This is a genomic window from Agrobacterium sp. ST15.16.055 (assembly GCF_027956555.1).
Lineage (GTDB): Bacteria > Pseudomonadota > Alphaproteobacteria > Rhizobiales > Rhizobiaceae > Agrobacterium > Agrobacterium salinitolerans.
On sequence record NZ_JAQKGN010000008.1, the window covers coordinates 159,454 to 183,362 of the forward strand.

General features: G+C 59.8%; 26 protein-coding genes and 1 pseudogene. 10 read left to right on the forward strand and 17 right to left on the reverse strand.

The genetic code is table 11. The features are described from left to right. Positions 1–283 precede the first annotated feature (283 nt). The 8 genes from PL599_RS14030 to PL599_RS14065 all read right to left on the reverse strand — a co-directional run bounded on the left by PL599_RS14030 (position 284) and on the right by PL599_RS14065 (position 7,913). Positions 284–1,276: an ABC transporter substrate-binding protein gene (locus PL599_RS14030; RefSeq protein WP_137410845.1), complete on the reverse strand. Its 993-nt coding sequence runs from the start codon at positions 1,274–1,276 to the stop codon at positions 284–286. A gap of 21 nt (positions 1,277–1,297) precedes the next feature. Next, the gene (locus PL599_RS14035) at positions 1,298–2,170 is read right to left on the reverse strand and encodes an ABC transporter permease (RefSeq protein WP_269824483.1); all 873 of its coding nucleotides are present in this window, start codon (positions 2,168–2,170) and stop codon (positions 1,298–1,300) included. Further along, on the reverse strand, positions 2,167–3,042 hold the full coding sequence (locus PL599_RS14040) for an ABC transporter permease (protein ID WP_269824482.1): 876 nt from the start codon (positions 3,040–3,042) through the stop codon (positions 2,167–2,169). The genes PL599_RS14035 and PL599_RS14040 overlap by 4 nt, the downstream gene beginning before the upstream one ends. A gap of 315 nt (positions 3,043–3,357) precedes the next feature. Further along, entirely contained in the window at positions 3,358–4,152 is a 795-nt protein-coding gene (locus PL599_RS14045) for an ABC transporter ATP-binding protein (protein ID WP_269824481.1), read from the reverse strand. Further along, positions 4,149–4,592 carry an NUDIX hydrolase gene (locus PL599_RS14050; protein WP_269824480.1) on the reverse strand — a complete coding sequence of 148 codons (444 nt, stop codon included), beginning with the start codon at positions 4,590–4,592 and terminating at the stop codon, positions 4,149–4,151. Before PL599_RS14050 ends, PL599_RS14045 begins: the two co-directional genes overlap by 4 nt. Beyond that, on the reverse strand, positions 4,589–6,046 hold the full coding sequence (gene hydA / locus PL599_RS14055; protein WP_269824479.1) for a dihydropyrimidinase: 1,458 nt from the start codon (positions 6,044–6,046) through the stop codon (positions 4,589–4,591). Before hydA ends, PL599_RS14050 begins: the two co-directional genes overlap by 4 nt. Continuing rightward, positions 6,043–6,669 (reverse strand): endonuclease domain-containing protein, encoded by a 627-nt coding sequence (locus PL599_RS14060; protein ID WP_269824478.1) that lies wholly within the window; start codon positions 6,667–6,669, stop codon positions 6,043–6,045. Before PL599_RS14060 ends, hydA begins: the two co-directional genes overlap by 4 nt. Further along, the gene (locus PL599_RS14065; RefSeq protein WP_271359168.1) at positions 6,666–7,913 is read right to left on the reverse strand and encodes a Zn-dependent hydrolase; all 1,248 of its coding nucleotides are present in this window, start codon (positions 7,911–7,913) and stop codon (positions 6,666–6,668) included. Before PL599_RS14065 ends, PL599_RS14060 begins: the two co-directional genes overlap by 4 nt. Positions 7,914–8,173: 260 nt before the next feature. Between PL599_RS14065 and rutR the strand changes: the two genes are divergently transcribed. The 3 genes and pseudogenes from rutR (at position 8,174) to PL599_RS14080 (ending at position 9,670) form a co-directional block, all read left to right on the forward strand. Further along, the gene (rutR, locus tag PL599_RS14070) at positions 8,174–8,815 is read left to right on the forward strand and encodes an HTH-type transcriptional regulator RutR (protein WP_077981450.1); all 642 of its coding nucleotides are present in this window, start codon (positions 8,174–8,176) and stop codon (positions 8,813–8,815) included. Between the two features lie 260 nt (positions 8,816–9,075). Beyond that, positions 9,076–9,399, forward strand: a pseudogene (locus tag PL599_RS14075) (DUF2325 domain-containing protein); the annotation flags it as partial. After that, positions 9,380–9,670, forward strand: coding sequence for a hypothetical protein (locus tag PL599_RS14080; protein WP_269824476.1), 291 nt, complete (start codon positions 9,380–9,382; stop codon positions 9,668–9,670). The pseudogene PL599_RS14075 and the gene PL599_RS14080, both read left to right, overlap by 20 nt. Before the next feature lie 6 nt (positions 9,671–9,676). Here the strand turns inward: PL599_RS14080 and PL599_RS14085 are convergent, their stop codons facing one another. From PL599_RS14085 to uppO, 5 genes are all read right to left on the reverse strand, one after another. Next, the gene (locus PL599_RS14085; RefSeq protein WP_269824475.1) at positions 9,677–10,042 is read right to left on the reverse strand and encodes a DUF423 domain-containing protein; all 366 of its coding nucleotides are present in this window, start codon (positions 10,040–10,042) and stop codon (positions 9,677–9,679) included. After that, positions 10,039–10,440, reverse strand: a complete 402-nt coding sequence (locus PL599_RS14090) for a globin domain-containing protein (RefSeq protein ID WP_269824474.1) — start codon at positions 10,438–10,440, stop codon at positions 10,039–10,041. Before PL599_RS14090 ends, PL599_RS14085 begins: the two co-directional genes overlap by 4 nt. Before the next feature lie 101 nt (positions 10,441–10,541). Then, positions 10,542–10,862 (reverse strand): HepT-like ribonuclease domain-containing protein, encoded by a 321-nt coding sequence (locus PL599_RS14095; RefSeq protein WP_332909359.1) that lies wholly within the window; start codon positions 10,860–10,862, stop codon positions 10,542–10,544. A 35-nt stretch (positions 10,863–10,897) separates the two neighbouring features. Continuing rightward, positions 10,898–11,194: a nucleotidyltransferase family protein gene (locus PL599_RS14100; protein ID WP_137410835.1), complete on the reverse strand. Its 297-nt coding sequence runs from the start codon at positions 11,192–11,194 to the stop codon at positions 10,898–10,900. A gap of 38 nt (positions 11,195–11,232) precedes the next feature. Next, positions 11,233–12,648: a polysaccharide biosynthesis phosphomannomutase UppO gene (uppO, locus tag PL599_RS14105; RefSeq protein WP_269824472.1), complete on the reverse strand. Its 1,416-nt coding sequence runs from the start codon at positions 12,646–12,648 to the stop codon at positions 11,233–11,235. A gap of 257 nt (positions 12,649–12,905) precedes the next feature. On the opposite strand from uppO, the gene uppM reads away from it, so the two are divergent. Further along, positions 12,906–14,528: a polysaccharide biosynthesis protein UppM gene (gene uppM / locus PL599_RS14110; RefSeq protein ID WP_271359172.1), complete on the forward strand. Its 1,623-nt coding sequence runs from the start codon at positions 12,906–12,908 to the stop codon at positions 14,526–14,528. Between the two features lie 22 nt (positions 14,529–14,550). Here the strand turns inward: uppM and PL599_RS14115 are convergent, their stop codons facing one another. Next, positions 14,551–14,760, reverse strand: coding sequence for a hypothetical protein (locus tag PL599_RS14115; RefSeq protein ID WP_003509414.1), 210 nt, complete (start codon positions 14,758–14,760; stop codon positions 14,551–14,553). 230 nt (positions 14,761–14,990) lie between these two features. Between PL599_RS14115 and uppL the strand changes: the two genes are divergently transcribed. Both uppL and PL599_RS14125 read left to right on the forward strand, forming a co-directional pair. Further along, positions 14,991–15,806: a polysaccharide biosynthesis UDP-hexose transferase UppL gene (uppL, locus tag PL599_RS14120; RefSeq protein WP_269824470.1), complete on the forward strand. Its 816-nt coding sequence runs from the start codon at positions 14,991–14,993 to the stop codon at positions 15,804–15,806. A gap of 83 nt (positions 15,807–15,889) precedes the next feature. Continuing rightward, complete coding sequence (locus PL599_RS14125) at positions 15,890–16,231, forward strand: hypothetical protein (protein ID WP_269824469.1); 342 nt, start codon at positions 15,890–15,892, stop codon at positions 16,229–16,231. Between the two features lie 23 nt (positions 16,232–16,254). Here the strand turns inward: PL599_RS14125 and uppJ are convergent, their stop codons facing one another. Together uppJ and uppH are read right to left on the reverse strand one after the other, a co-directional pair. Continuing rightward, on the reverse strand, positions 16,255–17,199 hold the full coding sequence (gene uppJ, locus PL599_RS14130; protein ID WP_269824468.1) for a polysaccharide biosynthesis UDP-hexose transferase UppJ: 945 nt from the start codon (positions 17,197–17,199) through the stop codon (positions 16,255–16,257). An 8-nt stretch (positions 17,200–17,207) separates the two neighbouring features. Beyond that, the gene (gene uppH / locus PL599_RS14135; protein ID WP_142913657.1) at positions 17,208–18,119 is read right to left on the reverse strand and encodes a polysaccharide biosynthesis endo-1,4-beta-xylanase UppH; all 912 of its coding nucleotides are present in this window, start codon (positions 18,117–18,119) and stop codon (positions 17,208–17,210) included. Between the two features lie 177 nt (positions 18,120–18,296). On the opposite strand from uppH, the gene uppI reads away from it, so the two are divergent. Together uppI and uppG are read left to right on the forward strand one after the other, a co-directional pair. After that, positions 18,297–19,364, forward strand: a complete 1,068-nt coding sequence (uppI, locus tag PL599_RS14140; RefSeq protein WP_142913658.1) for a polysaccharide biosynthesis UDP-hexose transferase UppI — start codon at positions 18,297–18,299, stop codon at positions 19,362–19,364. 2 nt (positions 19,365–19,366) lie between these two features. Beyond that, the gene (uppG, locus tag PL599_RS14145) at positions 19,367–20,446 is read left to right on the forward strand and encodes a polysaccharide biosynthesis glycosyltransferase UppG (protein ID WP_269824543.1); all 1,080 of its coding nucleotides are present in this window, start codon (positions 19,367–19,369) and stop codon (positions 20,444–20,446) included. A 42-nt stretch (positions 20,447–20,488) separates the two neighbouring features. Here uppG and PL599_RS14150 read toward each other — a convergent pair whose 3' ends face one another. Continuing rightward, positions 20,489–21,559, reverse strand: coding sequence for a GNAT family N-acetyltransferase (locus tag PL599_RS14150; RefSeq protein WP_165691104.1), 1,071 nt, complete (start codon positions 21,557–21,559; stop codon positions 20,489–20,491). Between the two features lie 745 nt (positions 21,560–22,304). Between PL599_RS14150 and PL599_RS14155 the strand changes: the two genes are divergently transcribed. Then, complete coding sequence (locus PL599_RS14155; RefSeq protein ID WP_269824467.1) at positions 22,305–23,084, forward strand: ABC transporter ATP-binding protein; 780 nt, start codon at positions 22,305–22,307, stop codon at positions 23,082–23,084. Between the two features lie 42 nt (positions 23,085–23,126). Then, entirely contained in the window at positions 23,127–23,903 is a 777-nt protein-coding gene (locus tag PL599_RS14160) for a transporter substrate-binding domain-containing protein (protein ID WP_269824466.1), read from the forward strand. Positions 23,904–23,909 lie beyond the last annotated feature (6 nt).

Sequence of the window (23,909 nt, forward strand, 5' to 3'; positions counted from 1 at the left end):
GTGAAACAAGGGATCACAATACTTCCTTTTCGATCCTCCCGATTCAAACGCCCCTCAACGCGAATCTTAAGCACCTTTGCCCTGTGCTTATTTTACAAGATCAAAGTTGGCAGTCTTGTAGGCGGGACTGTAATTCCTGTTGCCGTGCAAATCAATCCGCATAGCCGCGATGGTTGATATACATTTTTGTATGGGGCTGGATATTGTAATTCGTCGAATGGGTTACCAGCGAAAAAAACGCGCGGATGGCGCCGCGCGTTCCCTTTATTCGGGTTTAATTCGGCTATTTCAGCGCCGCATCGGTGATTTCAGTGGTGTAGGCGCCTGTCGGTTCCTTGGTGATGACCGGATCGGAGCCGCCGCCGAGCAGGGTTTTTACCGTTCGCTCGTAGTCTGCCTTGTCAAGCGCGCCCTTGGAACCGGCGGTGAGTTTGGCAACCTCGCCCATCATCCGCTTCTGGTGTTTTTCCGTCTGCGCCCCGGAGGCGTCGTTTTCGAGAACGATATCGGCGGCGTCGTCAGGGTTTTCTTCGGCCCATTTCCAGCCTTTCATGGAGGCGCGGACGAATTTGACCATGTCCTCCTTGAACTTGGCGTCTTTCAGCTTGTCTTCGAGAACGTAAAGTCCGTCTTCCAGCGTCGCCACGCCTTCGTCTTCATATTTGAAGGTGACGAGTTCTTCCGGCTTGATGCCGGCGTCAATCACCTGCCAATATTCATTATATGTCATGGTGGAAATGCAGGCGGCCTGTTTCTGCAAAAGCGGATCGACGTTGAAACCCTGTTTCAGCACGGTAACGCCATCCGCGCCGCCGGTGGTCGGGATTTTCAGATGCGCCATCCAGGACAGGAACGGATATTCATTGCCGAAGAACCAGACGCCCAGCGTCTTGCCCTTGAAATCTTCAGGCTTGGTGATGCCGGTTTCCTTCAGGCAGGTCAGCATCATGCCCGACGATTTGAACGGCTGCGCGATATTGACCAGCGGCACGCCCTTTTCGCGGGTGGCGAGTGCTGACGGCATCCAGTCGACGATCACATCGGCCCCGCCGCCAGCCAGCACTTGCGCCGGTGCGATATCCGGGCCGCCCGGCTTGATATCGACATCGAGACCTTCGGCTTCATAAAAGCCCTTGTCCTTGGCGACATAATAACCGGCGAACTGCGCCTGGGTCACCCATTTCAGCTGCAGGGTGATCTTGTCGGCGGCCTCAGCCCCGAATGCGGTCAGAAGTGACGCGCCGGCAAGAAGCATGGATGCAAGTTTCATTTTCATCGCTGTTCCCTTTTTCGTTATTTACGTTCGTCCCCCACGGACGGACGGATGCCAGAAGGTGACGGCCCGCTCTGCGAGCGCCACCAGACCATAAAAGCCGGAGCCGGCGAGTGCGGCGACCGCGATTTCGGCCCAGACCATATCGACATTGCTGCGGCCCATTTCCGCCGATATGCGGAACCCCATGCCGACGATGGGCGTGCCGAAGAATTCCGCGACGATGGCGCCGATCAGCGCCAGCGTGGAATTGATCTTCAGCGCGTTGAAGATGAAGGGCCAGGCGGCGGGCAGGCGCAGCTTTATCAGCGTCGGCCACCAGCCGGCGGCATAGGTGCGCATCAGGTCGCGTTCCATGTGGCTGGCGGCGGCAAGTCCCTGCACCGTGTTCACCAGCATCGGGAAGAAGGTCATGATGACGACGACGGCGACTTTCGACTGCCAGTCGAAACCGAACCACATGACCATGATCGGTGCGATGCCGACGACCGGCAGGGCGGAGACGAAATTGCCGATGGGCAGAAGCCCGCGCTGGAGGAAGGGCGAGCGGTCGATGAGGATGGCGGCGATGAAACCGAGGCCGCAGCCGAGCACATAACCCGTCAGCACCGATTTGAGGAAGGTCTGGCGGAAATCCGCCCAGAGGATCGGCAGCGAGCCGAGAAGGCGGGCGAGAATGGCGCTCGGGGCCGGCAGCAGGATGGGCGGCACGGAGAAGCCGCGCACGATGCCTTCCCACAGAACCAGAAGGGCAAGGCCGAAGAGGAGGGGCACGGCGATGCGGCCGATGCGCTTTCCAGAGGTCGAGGTAAAATTGCGCCGCACCAGCCACTCGTTGAAGGCCCAGGCGGCAAGCCAGAACAGGATCGCGCCGATAAACCAGAAGGGGTTCGTCATGGCCGTGCTCCCATTCTCTTGAGGACGGCGGCGTGGGCAATGCCGATGATCGACACCAGCAACGCCGCCACACCGGCGGCCATGAACAGCGCCGCCCATATCTGCACCGTCTGGCCATAATAGGAGCCGGAGAGGAGCCGCGCGCCGAGGCCCGCCACCGCGCCCGTCGGCAGTTCCCCGACGATGGCACCCACAAGCGCAATCGCAATGGCGATCTTCAGCGAGGTGAAAAGATAAGGCAGTGCGGAGGGCCAGCGCAACTTCCAGAAGATCTGGGCCGGTGAGGCATTATAGGTGTGCATCAGGTCAAGCTGCAGCGTTTCGGGGCTTCTTAAGCCCTTCACCATGCCGACGACGATGGGGAAGAAGGAGAGGTAGGTGGAGATCAGCGCCTTGGGCAGAAGCCCGGAAATGCCGATGGAGTTCAGGACGACGATGATCATCGGCGCGATGGCGAGGATGGGGATCGTCTGGCTGGCGATGATCCACGGCATGACGGAGCGGTCCATGGCTCGGTTATGGATGATGGCGACCGCGAGGAGAATGCCCAGCACTGCGCCAATGGCGAAACCGAGCAGGGTGGCCGAAAGCGTGATGCCGGCGTGGTAGACGAGGCTGCGCTTGGAGGTGATGGCCTTGTTGACGGTCGTGTCCCAGAGTTCGGCGGCGATCTGGTGCGGGGCCGGGAGGACCGGGCGCTCCTGCGCGAAGGTTTGCGGCAGGAGTTCCGTGAAGCTCGGCGTCTGGCCGGCGCGGGTGGCCTGATCGCGGGCGAAGGGCATGTTGAGATAGATGACAGCGAGGTACCAGAGGATGAGGATGGCGAGGAGGACGGTGAGGATGGGAAGGACGCGGTGGCGGAGGAGGGTCATGGGGTTTTGCTCCGCCGATCATTCCGAGGGTGAGGCTTACCCCCCTCTGTCCTGCCGGACATCTCCCCCTCAAGGGGGGAGATCGACTCGTGGGTGGGTCTCGGCCATCTCACTGTTTGCGAATGGAATGGAGGTAGAGCCGCCTGCCTTCTTCTCCCCGAGGGGGAGAAGGTCGCGGCAGCGGGATGAGGGGGCAAGGGTAGCGGTAGGCCGCAACCTTGCCCCCTCATCCGACCCTTCGGGCCACCTTCTCCCCGGCGGGGAGAAGAAACGTGTGGCAACCTCCCGCCAAATGAGCCAATGCTGGCGCTGACCTCACCCGTCATAACTATGCCCCGCCTTCAACCCCTCACGCACCCGATGGGCAATGGCCAGAAACTCCGGCGTCTCCCTGATCTCCAGCGGCCTTTCCCGCGGCAGGGTGGATGTAATCACATCAGTCACTCTCCCCGGCCGCGGCGACATGACGACGATTTTCGTCGAGAGATAGACCGCTTCGGGAATGGAATGGGTGACGAAACAGATGGTCTTGCCGGTCGTATCCCAGAGTTTCAGCAGCTGCTCGTTGAGGTGATCGCGGACGATCTCGTCCAGCGCGCCGAAAGGCTCGTCCATCAACAGCAGGTCGGCATCGAAGGCGAGTGCGCGGGCGATGGAGGCGCGCTGCTGCATGCCGCCGGAAAGCTGCCAGGGATATTTCTTACCGAAGCCCGTGAGGTTGACGAGGTCAAGCGTTCGGTCGATGCGCTCGCGCTGCTCGGCCTTGCTGTAACCCATGATTTCAAGCGGCAGCGCGATGTTCTTTTCGATGGTCCGCCAGGGATAAAGCGCGGCGGCCTGAAACACATAACCGTAGGATCGGTCCTTGCGGGCATTTTCCGGCGTCGTGCCGTTGACGGTGATCTCGCCGGATGTGTGTTTTTCAAGATCGGCGATGACCCGCAGAAACGTGGTCTTGCCGCAGCCGGAAGGGCCGATGAAGGAGACGAAATCGCCCTTTTTCACATCCAGATCGACATTGGACAGCGCGTGGACAGGTCCATCCCCCGTTTCGAAGGTGAGGCCCAGTTTTCTGGCGGAAACGACGGAATAGGGAGAGGCCTGGTTCATCTTTGCTGATTGTCGCTTTCCGTGAGCGCTGCGCGCGCCAGCGGCAGCATCTGGGTTTCCGTCAGTCTGACGATGGTCACGCCGGGGTTGCGGTCGAGATCGAGCCAGCGCACTTCCTCGATTTCCGCCTGCGGGGTGACCTCGGCATGAAGTCTGGCGGTGAAGGCGTGGGCGACGACATCGGCGCCCGGTTCATTGGCGGCTTCCTCGCGAAAGATGCCCTCATAACGAACGGCATGTTCGGGCAGCGTCAGGCCGATTTCTTCGGCCAGCTCGCGGTGCAGCGCCTGTTCCGGCGTTTCGCCCGGATCGATCTTGCCGCCCGGTTGCATGAACTGCGTGGTGCCGCGCTTGCGCACCACAAGCATCTGCCGGTGCTCGTTGAGGAGAACGGCGGCGGCGATGAGGATTTCGCGTTTCGGCTCGCTGCTCATGGTCATACGCCCGATGCCGGAATGCCACTACGCTCCACCTTGCGCGGCGAAACGAGTTCTTTCCAGGTGGACAACGCCCGGCTGACGGCGGGATAGGGATCGCGGGTCACGAACCGGCCGTGGCCTTCCTGTGTCTCGATGGTGCCCTCCTCGACACTGACGAGGCCACGCGACAGGGTGTAGCGCGGCATGCCCTTCACCTTCTGCCCTTCGAACACGTTGTAGTCGATGGCCGATTGCTGGCTTGCGGCGCTGATGGTCTTTGTAAGCGCCGGATCCCAGACGACGATATCGGCATCGCTGCCGACGAGGATCGCGCCTTTTCTCGGGTAGATGTTGAGGATTTTCGCAATATTGGTGGAGGTGACGGCGACAAATTCGTTCATCGTCAACCGGCCGGTCGCCACGCCATGGGTCCACAGCAGCGGCATGCGATCTTCCAGCCCGCCGGTGCCGTTCGGTATCTTGCGGAAATCGCCGAGGCCGAAGCGTTTCTGCTCGGTCGTGAAGGCGCAATGGTCGGTCGCCACGCATTGCAGCGAGCCGGAGGCGAGACCGGCCCAGAGGCTGTCCTGATGCTGGCGGTTGCGGAAGGGCGGAGACATCACCCGGCGGGCGGCATGATCCCAATCGGGATTGGCATATTCGCTTTCATCGAGGATCAGGTGCTGGATCAGCGGTTCGCCATAGACCCGCATGCCGTTTTGCCGGGCGCGGCGGATGGCTTCATGCGCCTGTTCGCAGGAGGTGTGGACGACATAAAGCGGCGCGCCGGCCATATCGGCAATGATGATGGCGCGGTTGGTGGCTTCGCCTTCTACGGAAGGCGGGCGGGAATAGGCATGCGCCTCCGGCCCGATATTGCCTTGCGCCATCAGTTTTTCCTGCATCTGCGCGACGATATCGCCGTTTTCCGCATGCACGAAGGGAATCGCGCCGAGTTCCGCGCAGCGCGAGAAGGACGCGAACATCTCGTCGTCATTCACCATCAGCGCGCCCTTATAGGCCATGAAGTGCTTGAACGAGTTGATGCCTTTTTCCTGAACCACCGTCTTCATCTCATCGAAGACCTGCTCGCCCCACCAGGTGACGGCCATGTGGAAGGAATAATCGCAATTGGCACGCGTTGCCTTGTTGTCCCAGCGTTGCAGGGCATCGAGAAGCGATTGCCCCGGCTCCGGCAGGCAGAAATCCACCACCATGGTCGTGCCGCCGGCCAGCGCCGCCCGCGTGCCGCTCTCGAAATCATCGGCGGAATAGGTGCCCATGAAGGGCATTTCCAGATGCACATGCGGATCGATGCCGCCGGGCATGACATAACATCCGGTGGCATCGAGGATGGTGCCGCCGGTGAGATCGGGTCCGATCTCGGTGATCCTGCCGTCTTCTATCTTCACATCGGCCTTGTAGGTGAGGTCGGCGGTGACGACGGTGCCGTTCTTGATGATGGTGGCGGTCATTGTGGCGTGTTCCCGGTGACGAGGGCTGGCGAATAACGGTCGGGATGATCGGGCAGGAAAGTCTCGGCGTTCAGGACGGCGAGGATGGTGGTGAGCGTGGAGGAGAGGTCTTCGAAAACTTCGTGGTTCCAGAACCGGAGCACGGTATAGCCCTGCCCGTTTAACCAGAGCGTCCGTTGCCGGTCGTGGGGGGAAGAGGCGTGCTGCGATCCGTCAAGTTCGACGATCAACATTTTCTCGCGGCAGACGAAATCGGCGATGTAAGCGCCAAGCGGGACTTGCCGGCTGAACTTGAAGCCGTTTAGCCGTCGGCCTTTGAGTTCATACCAGAGGCGGTATTCGGCGTCGGTCTCGTCGCGGCGGAGTTTTCGGGCTTGCGTGGTTTTGCCAGGTTGGCGTTTTGCTGCTTTTTTGCCCGTGTGGTCCACCATGAGCCTTGCCCCCTCATCCGGCCCTTCGGGCCACCTTCTCCCCGGCGGGGAGAAGAAATGGGAGGCACCGTCGCAGATTTTCATGACGCCGGTGGTAGGGTCGGGGGTGTTGCCGCGTGTTTCTTCTCCCCGCCGGGGAGAAGGTGGCCCGAAGGGCCGGATGAGGGGGCAAGGCCTCGTGGGCACGATCATTCCACGATCTCCGCAGTCTCCAGCACCGCATGCAGCAGCACATCGCAGCCAGCCTTTGCCCATTCCGGCGAAATCTCTTCCGCTTCGTTGTGCGAAAGCCCGTCCACGCAGGGGCAGAAGATCATGGTGGAAGGGGCGACCCGTGCGGTCCAGCAGGCATCGTGGCCGGCGCCGGAGATGATGTCCATGTGGCTATAACCCAGTTTTTCGGCGGCATTGCGCACGCGGCCCACCAGCACCGGATCGAAGGTGACGGGATCGAAATGGCCGATGGCCTCGATCGAGCAGCCGACGCCGAGTTTTTCGGCGATAGCGGGCACCTCGCGTTCGAAGATGGCCCGCATGTTGTCGAGCTTCGCCTGCGAGGGGGTTCTAAGGTCGATGGTGAAAACCACCTTGCCGGGCAGGACATTGCGGGAATTGGGCGTGAAGATCATCTGGCCGACGCCGGCGACGGCACCCGGCTGGTGGGCCATTGCCACTTCCTGCACTTTTTCAAGAATGCGGGCGGCGGCTAGGCCGGCATTGACGCGCATGGCCATGGGCGTGGAGCCGGTATGGGCTTCCTTGCCGGTCAACGTTACTTCCAGCCACCACAAGCCCTGGCAATGGGTGACGACGCCGATCTGTTTTCCTTCCGCCTCCAGGATCGGCCCCTGCTCGATGTGATATTCGAAATAGGCGTGCATCTTGCGCGCGCCGACCTCTTCCTCACCCAGCCAGCCGATGCGCTTCAGCTCGTCGCCATAGGTCTTGCCGTCGGTATCGGTGCGGCTATAGGCGTAGTCGAGATCGTGAATGCCGGCGAAGACGCCCGAGGCCAGCATGGCGGGCGCGAAGCGCGCGCCTTCTTCATTCGACCAGTTGGTGACGGTGATCGGGTGTCTGGTTTTGATATTGAGGTCGTTCAGGCTGCGCACCACTTCCAGCCCGGCCAGCACGCCAAGCACGCCGTCGTACTTGCCGCCGGTCGGCTGGGTGTCGAGATGGCTGCCGATATAGACCGGCAACGCGTCCGGGTCTTCGCCGGGGCGGGTGGCGAACATGGTGCCCATGCGGTCGACGCCCATCGTCATACCCGCCGCCTCGCACCAGCGCTGAAACAGGCGGCGGCCTTCCGCATCCTCATCCGTCAGTGTGCGGCGATTATTGCCGCCGGCGATGCCGGGGCCAATCTTCGCCATGTCCATCAGACTGTCCCACAGACGGTCGCCATTGACCGTCAAGTTCTTACCCGCCGCCATGCAGTGTCGTCCTCACCTGTTTTGTTTTTATCAAAGCAAAGCTTGTGCCGTTCCCATTTTTTGCCGGTTAAGATAACAGCCATTGCCTTGTGGCGGCGATGGTGGATAAATTGACCGGCTGGTAAACATTGCAAATTCGCACTGGCGTCAGCAAGGGATTTTGTGACGAATCGCAGTAATTTTGCCTAAGCTATGAACGGCGATTATTTTTTAAGCATACTGTAGCGGCAATTGCATTGAAAAGAAACAGAGAGCTGAGAATGGCCATACCGCGCGCAGCGAAAACACAGAAGCGGACCCGCATTCAGGAGGAAAAGCAGGAAGCGATTCTTGAAGCTGCGCTCAGTGTTTTTTCCACGAATGGGTTCCGCGGCTCCACCATCGACCAGATTGCCGAGGCGGCCGGCATGTCCAAGCCGAACGTGCTTTATTATTTCCGCACCAAGGAGGCGATGCATCGCGCGCTGATCGAGCGAGTGCTGGATACATGGCTCGACCCGCTGCGCGCCTTTGACGCCGAGGGTAATCCCGAAAGCGAAATCCGCTCCTACATTCGCCGCAAGCTGGAAATGTCGCGGGATTTTCCGCGTGAAAGCCGCCTGTTCGCCAATGAAATCCTGCAGGGCGCGCCCCATATCGAGGACGAACTGAAAGGCCCGCTAAAACAGCTGGTGGATGAGAAGGCAGAGGTGATCCGCGCCTGGGTGAAGGCCGGGCGGATGGCCAAATGCGACCCCTACCACCTCATTTTCTCTATCTGGTCGACCACTCAGCACTATGCCGATTTCGATGTGCAGGTGCGGGCGGTGCTGGGGGACAGACACGGCGGCGACGGGCGTTTCGAAGATGCGGCCCGCCATCTCGAGCAGCTTTTCATGGGCGGATTACGGATAACCGGCTGAGCATCGCCGGATTCTCAGCGCCTAAGCGTGCTGCGAAAAACATGATGAAAATTATCACCTTTATACTTTACTAGAAAACTCATCTTTATTATGGTGCCCGCATCCCGAATGTCGGGGCCCAATATCGGGGTATCAAAAACCAACCGGCAGGTGAGGGAATGGCACGCAAGGAAAAGAAGAAGGCCGAACGCGGCGGCAAGCAGGGCAAGGGCGCGCCACAGACCGAAAAGGATGTGTCCGAACAGCAGCTTTCCGGTCCGAAAAGCTTTCTTTATGTCGGCGGCCGTGACTGTCAGGTTGCCCATCTTCGCCAGATCGCCAGCAATTTCGGCGCGGAGCTCATTCATCACGACGGCGGCCTGCGTGAAGCCGTCTCCCGCATCGATACCGTTCTTCCCTCCGTCGACTGCGTTTTCTGCCCGATCGACTGTATCAGCCACGATGCGTGTCTGCGGGTGAAGTCCGGTTGCAAGAAATTCGGCAAGACGTTCGTTCCGTTGCGCAACGGCAGCAAATCCAGTCTGGAGCGGGCGCTGCAGACGATGAATGAACGGACCTCCAGCGATGAGCGACGAGCGCAATAATTTTAAGGGCGAAGAGCCGGTGGCAGACGAGGCCTGCCGCGCGGAACTTCACAAGATGGCCGAGCAGGCCGCCGATCCGGCCCTGACGGAAATCTATGAAATCATCGGTGAACGTGAAAGGCGCAATCGCGCCGCGACCGCCGGCAATAATGTGGCGATCTTTCCCCATCTGCGCACCCGCCAGCCCGGCGAAGCACCACCCTTTGCACTCGGCGAGGCGGCAGAAAAGGGCCGCAACATCCTGCCGTTTCGCTGGACGCGGCGGCGTTAAGGCCGATCAGCCTTTCGGCTTCAGGAACGCGCCGGCGCAGAGCACCAGCCATCCCGCGATCATTCCGAGGCCACCCAGGGGGGCCGCGTAGGCAAACAGGCTGTGGCCTGAAAAATGTCTGGTGACGAGATCACCAACAAAGACCGCCGTGCTGAGGCCGAGGATCAGGCCCGCCGGAATGGCGGTTCTGATGCGGTTAGCGCCAATATTGAGCGCCACCAGCACCGGCGCATGCGCCAGCGCCATAGCCGAGGCATTGCCCAGCATATAGGTTTCGCCGGTATGGGTCGCGGCGGCGGCAAGCATGACGCCGGCAGCACCCAGGAGGCTACCCAGCAGCAGAATGAAGGCGCGCAGTCTCTCGTGGGTCATGGATTATCCGCTTCCTGGTTCTGCATGTGAAAAGCCAGCCGCTCTACCGGCGCCCAGATGATCTCGCGCAGCTTCGCATTTTCTATCGTCTCATCCATGGCGCGGCGGAAGCACAGCAGCCATTCATCCCGCTCGGCGGGGCCGATAGGGGCGACGAAATGGCGACGGCGCAGCATCGGGTGGCCGTGTTTTTCGACATAGACGGGCGGTCCGCCAAGATATCCGGTCAGGTAGTCGTAAAACTTCGCCTCGCTGCCGGAAAGATCGACAGGATGGATGGCGCGGCAGCGTGCGGCCTCGGGCAGGGTATCCATCAATTCATAGAAGCGCCGGGTGAGCGCCCTGACGGTCGCATCGCCACCGATCGCTTCGTAAAGGGTAACGGTCTCGCCGCTCATCGTCGCCTCCTTGGACCCTGCGGTCCTTATCGCTTTCCGGGCCAGCGAGTGCAACAGGGAAAGACGGGATGCGACATTTGGGACATCGTGCCCATAAAACGTCAGTTGTCAGGCCCGACGGATTGTTGAATAGCTTGGACGGCTATTTTCAGTGGTGCGACATTTTCGGTCACCACCGCCCAGATCACATCATCCGCGACTTTGTGGTATTCATGTCGTAGAGTATTGCCGATCCCGTGAATCTGTTTCCACGGAATTTCAGGCGCAACGTCCCGCAATAATTCTGCCGGGATGTGCCGTGATGCCTCGGAAATGATCTCCAAAGCGCGCTGTACGGCGAGCTTGAGGAGCCAGTTCTGCTTGAAGTCGTCCAGTGATAGTCCGGCGGTGTGCGTTTCGATGCCTTGGATCGCGTCCAGCATTTCGCTGAGAACCGGCCAGATCCTCCGTTTTATCATCAGAATATCTGCACTGCGGATTGCTCGATGTCGGCGCGGAGCAGCGGGTGGAGGCTGTCGCGGGTGGTCACGTCCACCTCCATCGCCAGTTCGTTTTCCAGAAACTGCTTGATGCCGACGAGATCGATCAGCGAAAAGCGGCCGTCCTGATCGTAATCGATGAAGACATCCAGATCGCTTGCGGTCAGTGCTTCATCGCGGGCGGTCGATCCAAAAACATAAAGCGATGTCGCGCCCATGCTTTTCATGGCATGGGCGTGCATTTTGAGTTTCCTGATGGCCTCTGCTCTCTTCATGCGGCAAGCTTACACCATCGTGCAGGTGGCATCCAGACTCAGCCAAAATTACGGATGAGGTCGAGCCCCTTTTTCAGAAGCGTTTCGGCCTCATCCTGATTGGCGGCTTCGACGTAGCAGCGCATTTCCGGGGCGTTGCCGGAAGGGCGGAAATGAATGGTGCTGCCATCGGTGAGCGCCACACGCAGGCCGTCGATGTCGCTCAGCGCCTTTACCGTGCCGACCGGGGCGAGGAAGGTTTCGAGATTGTCGCGGGAGGCGCGCAGATGTGTCATCAGCGCGGCGCTCTTTTCCTGGGCGAAATTTTCCAGGCGGTCGGCGGCGGCGACAGGCAGGTTGTAGGCGGCGGCGATCTGCGACAGCGGCTTTTTCTGTTCCGCCGAGAGAAGCAGCACGGCGAGAACCGGCAGGAAGCTGTCACGCGTCGGCAGAGGCGAAAGCGGCCTGCCGTTGAGCGTGAAGGCGGAGGCCGTCAGCAGGCCGCCATTGGCCTCGAAGCCCATGACGCCGTTCTTGCCGGCGGCGAGCGCCTCAGCCATGCCCGCGATCACGAAGGGGGAGCCGACCTTGGTGCGGACGACGTCGAACGAACCGTTGGCCTCGATACCCGAATTGGAGGTGACGGGGGTAACGACCACGCCGGCGCCGAGGAAATTTGCGGTGATCAGGCCGATAAGGTCGCCGCGCAGCGGCACACCGTTGTCATCGGTCAGCAGGGGGCGGTCGCCGTCGCCATCGGCGGAAACGATGGCGTCGAGACCGTGCTCCGGCGACCATTTTTTGAGAAGGGCCAGCGTTTCCGGGGAGACCGCTTCAGTATCGACGGGGATGAAGGTTTCGGAGCGGCCGAGCGGAACGACCTCCGCCCCATAATGGGCAAGCACGTCGACAAAGAGATCGCGCGCCACCGTGCTGTGCTGGTAAACGCCGATCTTGAGGCCGGAAAGCGCCTTTTCCGGCAGCAACGCGATGTTGCGCTCGTAGAAAAGTTCGGCGGCGGTGGCGGAATGGTCTTCGGCGGTCGCCGCCTCGGCGCTTATGCCTTCGGCTTCGATTTCGGCGGCAAGAGCGGCAATCGCCGTCTCGTCCTGCTTGTCGATTTCGCCGTCCGGGCGGTAGAACTTGATGCCGTTGCGGTCGGCCGGGATATGCGAACCGGTGATCATCAGCGCGCCGGCCTTCAGCGACAGGCCGTAAAGCGCCAGCGCCGGTGTCGGCACGGCGCCGCAATCGAACGGGTTCAGGCCGGCTTTTTTGAGCGCGGCGATGCAGGTGGCGGAAACTTCCGGGCTCGAATCGCGGAAATCGCGGCCGACGAGAATGGGGTCGCCCGCCTTTGCCTGGCCCGATATGAGAAGGTGTTTTGCAAATGCCGTGGCATAGACGGCCGAGGCTTTTCCTTTCAGATCGACGGAGAGGCCGCGAAGGCCGCTCGTTCCAAATTTCAGGCTCATGCCAAACTCCGTTTCGATAAAATCTTTGAGGGTCAAATGGATAATGCAAAAATATAACGGTTGAAAGAACCGTATCGATCCATCCAAGTCAATCATCCCTTTCAACGTGGCCGCGAATAGGCGATGATAGCGGGACTGGTGCGGGTAACCTAAAATTCACCCGTCATATTTAAACTTGTCCGTCGATGGCGGCTCTGGCGACGGTGGGAACCCTCTGTTGCCGGCCTTTTTGTGGTTCGTTCGAGTTGGATTGGCTGATGTACAGGCTTCAAAAGGCGGGACATAAGCAGGCACGCCCGCTCGATGAAAAAACGGCGCCTGCCGCGAGAACCCATGGTTCCCTGCTGGACGATCTGGTGGACGAGGACGAGGTTTTCGAGCGCACGGTGCTGAAGGAGCATCTTGAGCCGAAACCGCCGAAGACCGCCGCTGCGCCGGCCGCTGCCGAGACGCCGGTAAAGGCTGTTTCGCCGAGCGGCAATCTGGCGGCTGCGCTGCCGGGCCTGAAACATATCGACAGGATCGGTGTGGATGACGTCATCCTCTGGCTTCGCAAAGGCATCGTCTGGATCGTGCTGGCGATCATTCTCTGCGTCGCCGGCGCACTCACTTACGCCTCTATGACGCCGCCGCGCTACAAGGCCTATACGGATATCGTCGTTAATCCCTCCAATCTGAACGTCGTTAATGATGGGGTGTTTTCGCCCAACCAGCAGCGTGACACACAGATACTCGAGGTGGAAAGCAAGCTGCGCACCATCACTTCGCGCAACGTGCTGGCGCGGGTGGTGGACGAGCTGAAGCTCGATCAGGATCCTGAATTCATCAGCCCGCCGCCGCTTGCGCGGCTGAAGGCAATGTTCTCATCGAAGCCGGAAGATGATGACAACCGCGTCGGCGCGCTTCGTTCACTGGGTGATCGGGTGGCGGCGGAACGCGACCCGCGCTCCTTCGTGGTCACGCTTTCGGTCTGGACCAATGATGCCGAAAAATCGGTGACGGTCTCCAAGGCCATCGTGAAAGCTTTCGAAAGCGAACTGTTCCAGACGACCTCCGACAGCAGCCAGCGTGTCGTTGACGATCTCAAGAAGCGGCTGGAGGAAATGCGCGAAAATGTGACCATCGCCGAAAAGCGCGTGGCCGATTTCCGCCGCGAGAACGGTTTGCAGGAAAATAATGGCCAACTCGTCAGCAATCTCGCCTCCGGCGAGCTGAATGCGCAGGTGCTTGCGACCCAGCAGCGGCTGATCCAGGAGGAATCCCGCCTGAAGCAGATGGAGGCGGCGATTGCCCAGAACCGCACGCAAAGCGACGCCATCTTTGACAGCCAGACCATGAACACCATCCGCGCGCAATATAGCACCCTGCAGCAGCAGATCGGCGCGATGACGCTGACCTATGGCGCACGCCATCCGCGTCTGGCGACGGCGGGTGCGGAGCGGGCAATGCTGGAACGCGGCATGGCGGACGAGGCGCGGCGCATCCTGCAGGCGGCCAAGATCAATGTCGCCGAAGCGCGCTCCTCGCTGGATGCGCTGAGGCTGAAGGCCGTGGCGGAACGCGCCAATGTTTTTACCGACAATGAGGCGCAGGTGCGGCTGCGCGATCTGGAGCGCGACGCCCGCTCGGCGGCGGCGATCTATGAGACTTACCTCACCCGCTCGCGCCAGCTTGCCGAACAGCAGTCGATCGATTCCACCAATGTGCGGGTGATTTCGCAGCCGGTTGCGCCCAATTCCAGAAGCTGGCCGCCGGGCAAGCTGACCTTCCTGATCGCCGGCGGCATGGGCGGACTGTTCCTCGGTCTTGGCATTGCCGTGGCGCTCGGCCTCTGGGGTTATCTGCGCCGGGACGATCACGCGGATGTCGCGGCGCGGTAAGACGAGGCGGCTGCGTGTCGCCTTATTCTTCCGAAATCAGACCGTCATAAACCTCGAGCAGGGCGGCGGCGATGGCCGCGCCCAGCGCATTGCCGGCATCGCGAATACCGGCCTCGTCTCCATCGCGAACCGAAATGGCAAGGTCGGACGCTTCGTTGGCGACGATTTCTTTTGCCCGTTCTATCGCCCAGAGGCCGAAATCGCCGCGATTGTCGATCGAGATTGTTTCCATGGCCGGAGCCCTTCCGTGGTTTGATTTCCGCGTCCCTTAACCCATCGGCTGGAAAACCGGAATAGTTAGAAAATGTGGCGCACAACCTTCAGGCGTGTAAAATGCCCACTGCATACGGGGATTTATAAAAATATTAATGATAGTTCTTCGTAGTGTCTGAAGCCTTATACCCTATGCATAAGCGTGACTATAACAATGAAACGATGCCTATCTTGGACACCGGACAGATCATGACAGGGAGAGAGAGGCCGGATGCGGGAGCGCCGGGCCAGGTCTGGCCGGTTATTCCCCTTGCGGCATTGCCCATCACTGACGCGACCATCGATGAAACGGCGCGGGATTTCATCCTGCGTGCGGTAAGCGAGCGCGTGTCCGATGCAAGACCGTTTTATTCGACCTCGGCGAACGGCCAGGTCATTGCGCTTTGTCATCACGACCGGGAATTCGACGCCATGCTGCGGCAGGCGGACCAGATTCATGCCGATGGTATGTCACTGGTGATCTTCTCCCGAAAATTCTGCCGGCAGGCGCTGAGGGAACGGGTCGCGACGACCGATCTCGTTCATGCGGTCGCCAAGCGTGCCGAAGAGACGGGAAGCCGGTTTTATTTCCTCGGCGGTTCGGAAGAGGTGAACCGTGCGGCGGTCGAAGAAATGCAGAGGCTCTATCCGCGTCTCGTATTTTCGGGACGGCGCAACGGTTATTTCAGCCGCGCCGAGGAAGACGCGGTCCTTGCCGATATCGCCGCTTCGAAAACGGATATTCTCTGGGTCGGCTTCGGCATTCCGCTGGAGCAGCGCTTCGTTTCGCGCAATCTCGACAGGCTTTCCGGCATCGCCGTGATCAAGACCTGCGGCGGCCTTTTCGACTTCCTTGCCGGCAAGAACAGCCGGGCGCCGCAATGGATGCAGGATATGGGGCTGGAATGGCTCTATCGGGCAATGCTCGAGCCGAAGCGTCTCGGAAAACGATATTTGCTGACCAATCCGATCGCCATATATTCGTTGCTGAAGTATCGCTTCGGAGCGTCGGGTCAGGGCCGGTAAAGCTGCGGCAAGCCCCGCAGGCGGCAGGCATATTGCATCGCGTCAGTTAATCAGTTTTCCCTAACATATTGAGAAAACGGGCTTTGCCGCTGAAATTCGTTGCAACTGCGAAGGAGCGCGCTACACTGTCCCAATATTATAAATTTATTCGAATCAGAGATATTTTGGGGACACCCATGGTGATTACGTCCATTTCTCTTTTGATATATGGAATTGGCACCGCCACCTCTCTCGCCATGACCTATATTGAAGGTGCCCGCCGCGATAAGAATTGGGATTTTTACCGGGTGACCGGCATCGTCCTTTGTTTCTTCTGGCCGCTGCTGGTGCCGCTTTTCGTTGTTGCGGCGGCTTTTTCGGCGCTCGGTTTGCAAAAACGACGCGAGAACGTGCTGTCGTTCGGCAGGGAAAAGACCCTCAGCTAAACCGGCGACGAGAGCGATTGCGGTCAGCTCTTCTTCGCCGGCGCCTTGTAGGGGGTGAGTGTGATGCCGAGGCTTGCCATCACCCGGCCGATGGACATCAGCGGCGGATGTGTGGCGGGCAGCCAGGCGCCGGTTTTCAGCCCGGCGGAAACGGCGCGCAGCAGAGACAGGCACAGGCTGACGGCATTTTTGGCGGTCAGCAGCAGTCCGCCCTTCAGGCCGGGGTGGCGGGCGCGGTCGATGCTGTAATTGATGATGCCGGTGCGGAGCGAGCGCTCCATGATCCAGCTCGGCGCCATCCGACTTTCCGGCACATATTCAATGATGACGGCGCGGGCATTCCAGGCAAATTTGAAACCTGCCTTGCGGCAGCGGGTGAAGAAATCCATGTCGCCGCCGCCGAGGAAGTTGAACTGCACGTCGAATTCCGGTTTCGGCAGGCTTTCGAACACCCGCCGTGAGATCAGGCAATTGCCCGATCCGTGGATTTGCTCGACGAGACCGGTCGGCGCTTCGATGGAGCCGAACAGCGGATGCGAGAGAACCGCCTTCGAAGCCGGTGCGTCGAATTCCCGGTTGACCGGGCCGCCGACGATGTCGACGCCGAAGGATTTCGCCGCTGAAACCATTTCGGCAAGCCATTGGGGGGAGGCGGCCTCGTCGTCATCGATCATCAGGAACCACTCAGCCGAAGCATAGCTTTGCCGGGCGGTGCGGAAGGCCGTGTTGATGGCGTAACAATTGCCCTGCGTCGGCTCCACCAGCGCCTGACCGTTCACGCCGTTCTCGGCGAAAAATGTGCGTGCGACGGCGAGACCCTGCTGGCCTGCGCCGTCATTATCGACCACGACAATGGCGAAGGGAAAATCAACCTTCTGGGCCGCGAGTGACCGAAGCGTCTTTTTCAGGCCTTCCGGCCGGCGGAAACTCGGAATGCACACCACCGCTTCCGGCATGATCTCGGACATGGAAACTCCTAAATTCCGGCAAGCGCTGCGGCGGAAAAAACGACGGCCCTGAGGCTTTGGCGCGGGCGGTTGAGGAAGGTGTCGGCCAGCGCCGAAAAAGCCTCGCGGTAACGGCGGGCGCGGAAGGCCTGCGCCACGGTATAGGCGTTCATATGGTTCTCCGAACGGCGGCGAAGCCGTCGCAGTTCCGGCGGCGAAATGGCGGCGACGATGGCCGGGTCGGAAAACACAGCCTCGATCGCCGGTTCGCAATCCCGGAATGTCAAAAGCCGGTTCATCATCACGCTTGTTCTGTGCACGCGGTAATCCAGCACATGGCAGCCGGGCAGGTAAACGAAACGGCCGGCGGCGGCCAGCCGGCACCAGCCATACCAGTCTTCGGCATAACGCAACGTCTCGTCGAAACCGCCGAATTCCTGAAAGATGCGGGTTCTGACCAGCATGATGCCGCCATTGACGATGAAGTTTCCGCCGAGCAGCGGCTGGAGAATGAAACCATCGGGTTTTTCCCGGCGGCGGATGAGGTTGCGCCGACCGGTCTTGAAGCCATCCTCATCGATGCGTTCGTAATCGCCATAGACGGCGACGACATCCGGCCCGGAGATGCCGGCGCAAAGGGCCGCGATGGCGCCCGGTTTCAGGCGATCGTCGGCATCGAGGAACATCGTCCATTCGCCGCGCGCCTGCGACAGGCCGAAATTGCGCACGGCGGAAACGCCCTGCCTTCCCTGTGGCCGGGCAAGCAATTTGACGCGAGGGTCGGAAAAACCCTCCACTTTCTGTGCGGTGGTGTCGGTGGAGCCGTCATCGACGACAAGCACTTCACCGATGGTCTCGCCCTGCAGCAACACGCTTTCGATCGCTTCCACGATGTAACGCTCGCCATTGCGAACGGGAATGACAATCGAAACGGAAACCAAGACTTCAAACTCCCTGCGGCGTTGGCCAAGAATTCGCACAGCGAAGTTACTACCGCATTAAGCGGGTCTGGCCAATTATGACGTGGTATAACGTCGGTTAACCTTGCAAATCTTTAATATCCTTTTCCTATGATAGGGATGTTATGTTTTGGGAATAAAGGTTGCGGAGGCGGGCGAATGCGGATCGGGCGGCGGAATTTTATAGGCGGTGCGGCAAGCGCTGGCCTGCTGCATGCCGTGGCCGGCCCGGCCTTTGCCGCGCAGAAGAAAGCCACGATCAAAACCGCCCCCTATGGCGCCGCCGTCTACCTGCCTGACCTTAATGCCGATAGCCGCATCGGCGAGGCGGTGGTGAAATATTGCTCGCGCATCACCCCTGTCACCGAAATGAAATGGGAGGTGATGCGGCCTTCGGCGGAGGTTTTCGATTTCGCCGCTGCCGATGCACTCGCCAATTTCGCGCGCCAGCACAAGCTAGCCATGCATGGCCATCCGCTGATCTGGTACGCTTCCAACGCGCCTTGGCTTGCCAGTGTTGGCGGCGCCAAGGTCGAGAAGCTGATGGAAACCCATATCGTCACCGTGATGGAGCGGTATAAGGACGTGATCCACAGCTGGGACGTGGTCAACGAACCGATCCCCGACGTGCCGGGCAATGTGCGTGCGCGGCGCGATGCCTGGTATTATGGCGCGGGGCCTGACGCCATCAAGAAGGCTTTCGAGATCGCCCATGCGGTCGATCCGAAGGCGCAGCTCGTGCTCAACGAATATGATGTCGAATTTGCCGCCGAGAAATCGCCGGCCAAACGCGCCGCTTTCCGCAATCTCATCCTCGAACTGCTGGAAAAGGGCGCGCCGATCAACGCCGTTGGCCTGCAGGGGCATTTGCGCGGCGGCTGGCCGATCGCCAAGGACGAGCTTGCCGCCTTCACGACGGAAATGCGCAGCTACGGTCTTGCCGTTCTGGTGACGGAGCTTGACGTGATGGACCAGACGCTGCCCGCGCCGGAGGCCGAACGGGATATGCTGATCAACGGTCAGGTCCGCGAGTTTCTGGAGGCCGCCTCGGCGGGCGGCGCGCTTTCCTCCATCACCACATGGGGCATCTCGGATCAATATACCTGGATCCGCTGGGCCTATCCTCGCCGGGACGGCACCGCCAACCGGCCGCTGCCGCTGGACTGGAGTTTCAACGAAAAACCCATGATGGCCGTCATCAATGAATTCCGGAACCGTGGTGCATGACTATGAATGCTGAAATGCCGCTTCCTCCCGTGCAAAAGGCGCTGCAAATCAACCTCCATCCCTTCGATGCCCCGCATGCGGCCCTGACGCTGCCGCATCAGCTCAGGGTCTGGGGCGGGCAGGTGGACCGCATTTTGCTGACGGTCGATACGGGCCAGGTGGGGGCGGGGCGGTACAAGGGCAATGGTTTCGATGCGGCGCGCCAGCGTCTCTTCGACATGCTGGAGGAAATGCAGACCAATTATCCGCATCTCTCTGTGGATATCGTCGATTACAGCGATGCGGCGCGTGATACGGTGACGCAGACCTTCTTTTCGCGCTCTCCCATCCCCTATCCCGCCAAGGCTTTCGATGGCGGGCCTTTCCATGTCTATTTCTACGGGCTGAAACGCGCCAATGCCCGTTACGTGATGCACATGGACAGCGACATGATGTTCGGTGGCGGCAGCCAGAGCTGGTTCAGTGAGGCGATTGCATTGCAGAAGGCCAATCCGGATGCGCTGTGCATCACGCCCTTTTCCGGGCCGCCGACGGTTCGCGGCGATCTGGATATTTCCCGCCATGTCGGCATGCCCGGCGTGAAGAACATCCCTGCGCCGCGCAAGCTGCCGTCGCGCATTCCCACCTGGCGTTTCGCCACCGTTTCGACGCGGCTGTTCATGATCGACATGGACCGTCTTGCGAAAAGGATCGGCTCGCTGGAACTGCTCAGGCCCGATGTCAAACGGCGTATCCGCTCCTATGCCTATAACCAGCAGCCGGTCTCCATGCCTGCCGAGGAAGTGCTGAGCACCAACATGATGCGCACCGGCGTTCACCGGCTCGATTTTCTCGGCACGGGCAAGGGCATGTATTCGCTGCATCCGCCCTATCGTTCGCCGGAATTCTATGCGGCTCTACCCTCCATCGTCGAGCGCATCGAGAAGGGCGATATTCCCGAAGGCCAGCTCGGCGATTTCGATATCAACGGGTCGATGGTGGACTGGGGAAGCGCGCTGGCGGCCAAGACGCGCTCCAAACGTTATGCGAAAGCGCTGCGCCATCTCATCTCGGCGAATGTCGGGCGGTTCCGCAAGGCTTGAGGGCGTCGCGACCGTGTTCCGCTCCGGGGCCGGGCAGGAACCTCAATAGTCGGTGATGAGTTTGCTCCAGCTTTCCGAGCACAACCCGCCAATATAGATGTCGCCGCCCAGCGCCTTTTCCCTCAGGGCGTCATCGCGCGTCGCCATGCAGAAATAACCGTCGTGGCGGAAGCTCATGTGGTTCTGGCGGTAAAGCGCGTTGATGAGAAAGGGCTGCGCCATGCCGGTGACATGGGCATAGTTTTCATCATCGAAATGGCGGAACAGGGTGTTGAGCACATCGTTTTCGCAGCCGGCATCGCAGACGAGATTGAGCACATAGGCCGTTCTTCCCCGCTGGCCGAAAAACAGTGCGGCGCCCATGGCGTGACCTTCGGCATTCTCGATCATCACGCTTTTCAGTTCGCCGAGGCTTTCATTGGCCTTGCTCATCTCTATCAGCCAGTGGAACTCTTTGTGAGACCATTCCGGGCGGATGGAAAAACGCTCGATCATCGCGAGCGCGCTGCGTCGGAAGGTTTCGTAATCCACGGTTCTCACCCTGGCACCAGCGGCCTCCTGCGGCCTCAGACCCTTTTTCCACCGCCGCAGGATTCCATCCACAAGTCCAAGCGCGGCGAGCGCCAGCGTGGTTTTGGCCAGTTTCGAGCGGCGCGGCATGCGCAACGCTATGGTGCAGAAGGGCTTGAGCGCCTTGTGCCATTGCAGGCTTTCAATCGGCAGCATGTCGCCGCCGGTCGCCACCCAGTGATCGGCGCTGACAGGAGAAGCCGTATCCGAGAACAACATGTCGTGTTTGGATGCCCGCATGCCGCGGGACAGGCGCGCCGCGCCGAGCGCGCCGCGTTTCCCGTCCGATGCGAAGGCGCAAAGCAGCCGGGCGGTAATCGTTTTTCCATTCGCAACGAAGCGCATGGGCACGGCGAGAATGACGCTGGTGACCCCGTTTTCCCCGGCGTCGTAGACAACGCTGCCGTTTTCCGGGCTGAAGGCGGGACTGCCGAAAAACAGTTTTTCTATATAGGAGCGGAAGTCGAAATTGCGCTCCTGCCCGGTCTTCCTGAAAGCGCTGTTGAGGACGGCTTCGACGGCGGGCACGTCATCCCTGCGCATGGGGCGAACGCCGGAGACACCTGGCTGAACCGGGCGTTGTGGCGACTGACCACTATCGCCGTCGTCCATTTTGGTGTGTATCGGAACGTCCACCGTCGGCCCCCAAGCTTTTGCGCATAGATGAAATCAACCATAGGCAGCGTATATTTTAATGTATTAATATAGATATAAAACCTGCGATCCGCTCGGGTGTGAAATATCGAATTGAAGATAAATCACATTTATATCAACAAGTTGGATTTATAATCCTGCGCTATTCGAGGTTAACAAAATATACTCCCATAAGCAACCGGTGGATGAAATGTGGATCATTTTTTGCGGATGCTTTTTGGGGTGTCGAAGTTTAAATTTTGGAAATGACTGTCTTGATTTTTGTCTCCCGATTTTGATTTCCCGAGGGCAAAGCGTGCGTTCACGGCGCTATCTCCTCGTGCATCGCGGATAACCAAAAAAATCGCATTGGCGGGCCGGCCATTGTGGAGAAAGACGGAGGGGAACCGGACAGGCCCAGAAGCGGGCGTCGCTCCGACATCCCCAGACGCACAGGTTTCCGCTGTTGTTCGTCCAAGGTGATATTTTGAAATGATTTTTCGTTGCAAATATGTAAAAGAGCCGATTGTTGCGCGCGTCTGCGGCTATTTTCGCTAAACATGCGCGGCTCAAGTCTTTGTTATTGTGCACGTCGCACCGCGAGACCCTGGCTATTGGCGAGGCGGCACTAAAAACGGATCGGCAAGGTCAATCGATGACAGATACAGGCGCCTGTGCGCTCGAGGCGGATGACATCCACAAGAGCTTCGGCACGCATGAAGTTTTGAAGGGCGTTTCACTGAAAGCCCACAAGGGCGATGTGATCTCCATTATCGGGTCCTCCGGTTCCGGCAAAAGCACCTTTCTGCGCTGTATCAACTTCCTCGAAACGCCGGATCGCGGCCGGGTCATCGTCAATGGCGAAGAGATCGCCACGAACGCCGGCAAGGACGGCAAGGCCGTGCCGAAAAACTGGCGGCAGGTGGAAAAACTGCGCACCGGGCTTGGCATGGTGTTCCAGAATTTCAATCTCTGGGCCCATCGTACCGTTCTCGAAAATGTCATCGAGGCGCCGGTTCACGTTCTGGGCGTCAGGCGGCAGGAGGCGGTCGAAAAAGCCGAGGCTCTGCTGAACAAGGTCGGGCTTTATGACAAGAAAAACGCCTATCCGGCGTTCCTTTCCGGCGGACAGCAGCAGCGCGCCGCCATTGCGCGCGCGCTCTGCATGGAACCGGCGGTGATGCTGTTCGACGAGCCCACCTCGGCGCTTGACCCGGAACTGGTGGGCGAAGTGCTGAAGGTCATCCGCGATCTGGCCGAGGAAGGCCGCACCATGCTGCTCGTCACCCACGAAATGCGCTTTGCCCGGGATGTTTCCTCGGAAGTGATGTTTCTGCATCAGGGCAGGGTGGAGGAAGCGGGACCGCCGGCGCAGGTGTTCGGCAACCCCACAAGCGCCCGGTGTCGTGAATTCACCGGCGCGCTGGCCAATTGACCCTTTTGCCTGACAGTTCGTATTCAACAGGAGAGACTTTAAATGAAATTCTTCGCTACGCTGCTTGCCGGAACGGCATTTGCGTTTTCCGCCTTCACCGCCAGCGCCGATGTCCGCTTCGGTATCATGAACGAAGCCTACCCGCCTTTCTTCGCCAAAGACGCTACCGGCAAGTGGCAGGGCTGGGAAATCGATCTCATGGACGCCGTCTGCGCGGAAATGAAGGAAAAATGCTCGATCGTCGAGCTGTCCTGGGATGGTCTCATCCCCGCCTTGCAGACCAAGAAGTTCGACGTCATCTGGTCGTCCATGTCCAACACGGAAGAGCGCCAGAAGGTGATCGATTTCACCGACAAATATTACAACACACCGAGCAAGCTGATCGGCGCCAAGGGTGAAAAGCCGGGTGCTGCGCCGGAAGACGTCAAGGGCAAGACCATCGGCATTCAGGTCGCGACCATCCAGTCCGAATATTACAAGAAATATTTCGCTGATGTCGCTGACGAAAAGACCTACCAGACGCTGGACGAGGCGTTTCAGGATCTGGCCGCCGGCCGTATCGACTATGTGTTCGGTGACTCGCTGGTTCTCGATGCCTTCGTGAAGAGCGATGCCGGCAAGGATTGCTGCGCCGACATGGGCAATGTGGCCGACGACAAGCAAATCCTTGGTCTTGGCGTTTCCGGCGGCCTGCGCAAGGACGATACGGAACTGAAGACCAAGCTGAACGCCGCTCTCGCCGCCGTCCGCGCCAGCGGGAAATATGACGAAATCACCAAGAAGTATTTCAGCTTCGATATTTACGGCAGCAAGCCCTGATCGGTC

What these genes read in the sequence shown, in the direction of transcription:
- hydA (WP_269824479.1), bottom strand. Translation starts at nt 6,046, where the DNA reads ATGACCGCCACCATCATCAAGAACGGCACCGTCGTCACCGCCGACCTC.
- PL599_RS14045 (WP_269824481.1), bottom strand. Translation starts at nt 4,152, where the DNA reads ATGAACCAGGCCTCTCCCTATTCCGTCGTTTCCGCCAGAAAACTGGGC.
- PL599_RS14080 (WP_269824476.1), top strand. Translation starts at nt 9,380, where the DNA reads ATGAGCGACGAGCGCAATAATTTTAAGGGCGAAGAGCCGGTGGCAGAC.
- PL599_RS14040 (WP_269824482.1), bottom strand. Translation starts at nt 3,042, where the DNA reads ATGACCCTCCTCCGCCACCGCGTCCTTCCCATCCTCACCGTCCTCCTC.
- PL599_RS14160 (WP_269824466.1), top strand. Translation starts at nt 23,127, where the DNA reads ATGAAATTCTTCGCTACGCTGCTTGCCGGAACGGCATTTGCGTTTTCC.
- PL599_RS14035 (WP_269824483.1), bottom strand. Translation starts at nt 2,170, where the DNA reads ATGACGAACCCCTTCTGGTTTATCGGCGCGATCCTGTTCTGGCTTGCC.
- PL599_RS14060 (WP_269824478.1), bottom strand. Translation starts at nt 6,669, where the DNA reads ATGATCGTGCCCACGAGGCCTTGCCCCCTCATCCGGCCCTTCGGGCCA.
- uppO (WP_269824472.1), bottom strand. Translation starts at nt 12,648, where the DNA reads ATGAGCCTGAAATTTGGAACGAGCGGCCTTCGCGGCCTCTCCGTCGAT.
- PL599_RS14100 (WP_137410835.1), bottom strand. Translation starts at nt 11,194, where the DNA reads ATGAAGAGAGCAGAGGCCATCAGGAAACTCAAAATGCACGCCCATGCC.
- uppM (WP_271359172.1), top strand. Translation starts at nt 12,906, where the DNA reads ATGTACAGGCTTCAAAAGGCGGGACATAAGCAGGCACGCCCGCTCGAT.
- PL599_RS14085 (WP_269824475.1), bottom strand. Translation starts at nt 10,042, where the DNA reads ATGACCCACGAGAGACTGCGCGCCTTCATTCTGCTGCTGGGTAGCCTC.
- PL599_RS14150 (WP_165691104.1), bottom strand. Translation starts at nt 21,559, where the DNA reads ATGCGCAGGGATGACGTGCCCGCCGTCGAAGCCGTCCTCAACAGCGCT.
- PL599_RS14030 (WP_137410845.1), bottom strand. Translation starts at nt 1,276, where the DNA reads ATGAAAATGAAACTTGCATCCATGCTTCTTGCCGGCGCGTCACTTCTG.
- rutR (WP_077981450.1), top strand. Translation starts at nt 8,174, where the DNA reads ATGGCCATACCGCGCGCAGCGAAAACACAGAAGCGGACCCGCATTCAG.
- uppG (WP_269824543.1), top strand. Translation starts at nt 19,367, where the DNA reads ATGAATGCTGAAATGCCGCTTCCTCCCGTGCAAAAGGCGCTGCAAATC.
- PL599_RS14050 (WP_269824480.1), bottom strand. Translation starts at nt 4,592, where the DNA reads ATGACCATGAGCAGCGAGCCGAAACGCGAAATCCTCATCGCCGCCGCC.
- PL599_RS14155 (WP_269824467.1), top strand. Translation starts at nt 22,305, where the DNA reads ATGACAGATACAGGCGCCTGTGCGCTCGAGGCGGATGACATCCACAAG.
- PL599_RS14065 (WP_271359168.1), bottom strand. Translation starts at nt 7,913, where the DNA reads ATGGCGGCGGGTAAGAACTTGACGGTCAATGGCGACCGTCTGTGGGAC.
- uppL (WP_269824470.1), top strand. Translation starts at nt 14,991, where the DNA reads ATGACAGGGAGAGAGAGGCCGGATGCGGGAGCGCCGGGCCAGGTCTGG.
- PL599_RS14090 (WP_269824474.1), bottom strand. Translation starts at nt 10,440, where the DNA reads ATGAGCGGCGAGACCGTTACCCTTTACGAAGCGATCGGTGGCGATGCG.
- uppJ (WP_269824468.1), bottom strand. Translation starts at nt 17,199, where the DNA reads ATGTCCGAGATCATGCCGGAAGCGGTGGTGTGCATTCCGAGTTTCCGC.
- PL599_RS14115 (WP_003509414.1), bottom strand. Translation starts at nt 14,760, where the DNA reads ATGGAAACAATCTCGATCGACAATCGCGGCGATTTCGGCCTCTGGGCG.
- PL599_RS14095 (WP_332909359.1), bottom strand. Translation starts at nt 10,862, where the DNA reads ATGCTGGACGCGATCCAAGGCATCGAAACGCACACCGCCGGACTATCA.
- uppI (WP_142913658.1), top strand. Translation starts at nt 18,297, where the DNA reads ATGCGGATCGGGCGGCGGAATTTTATAGGCGGTGCGGCAAGCGCTGGC.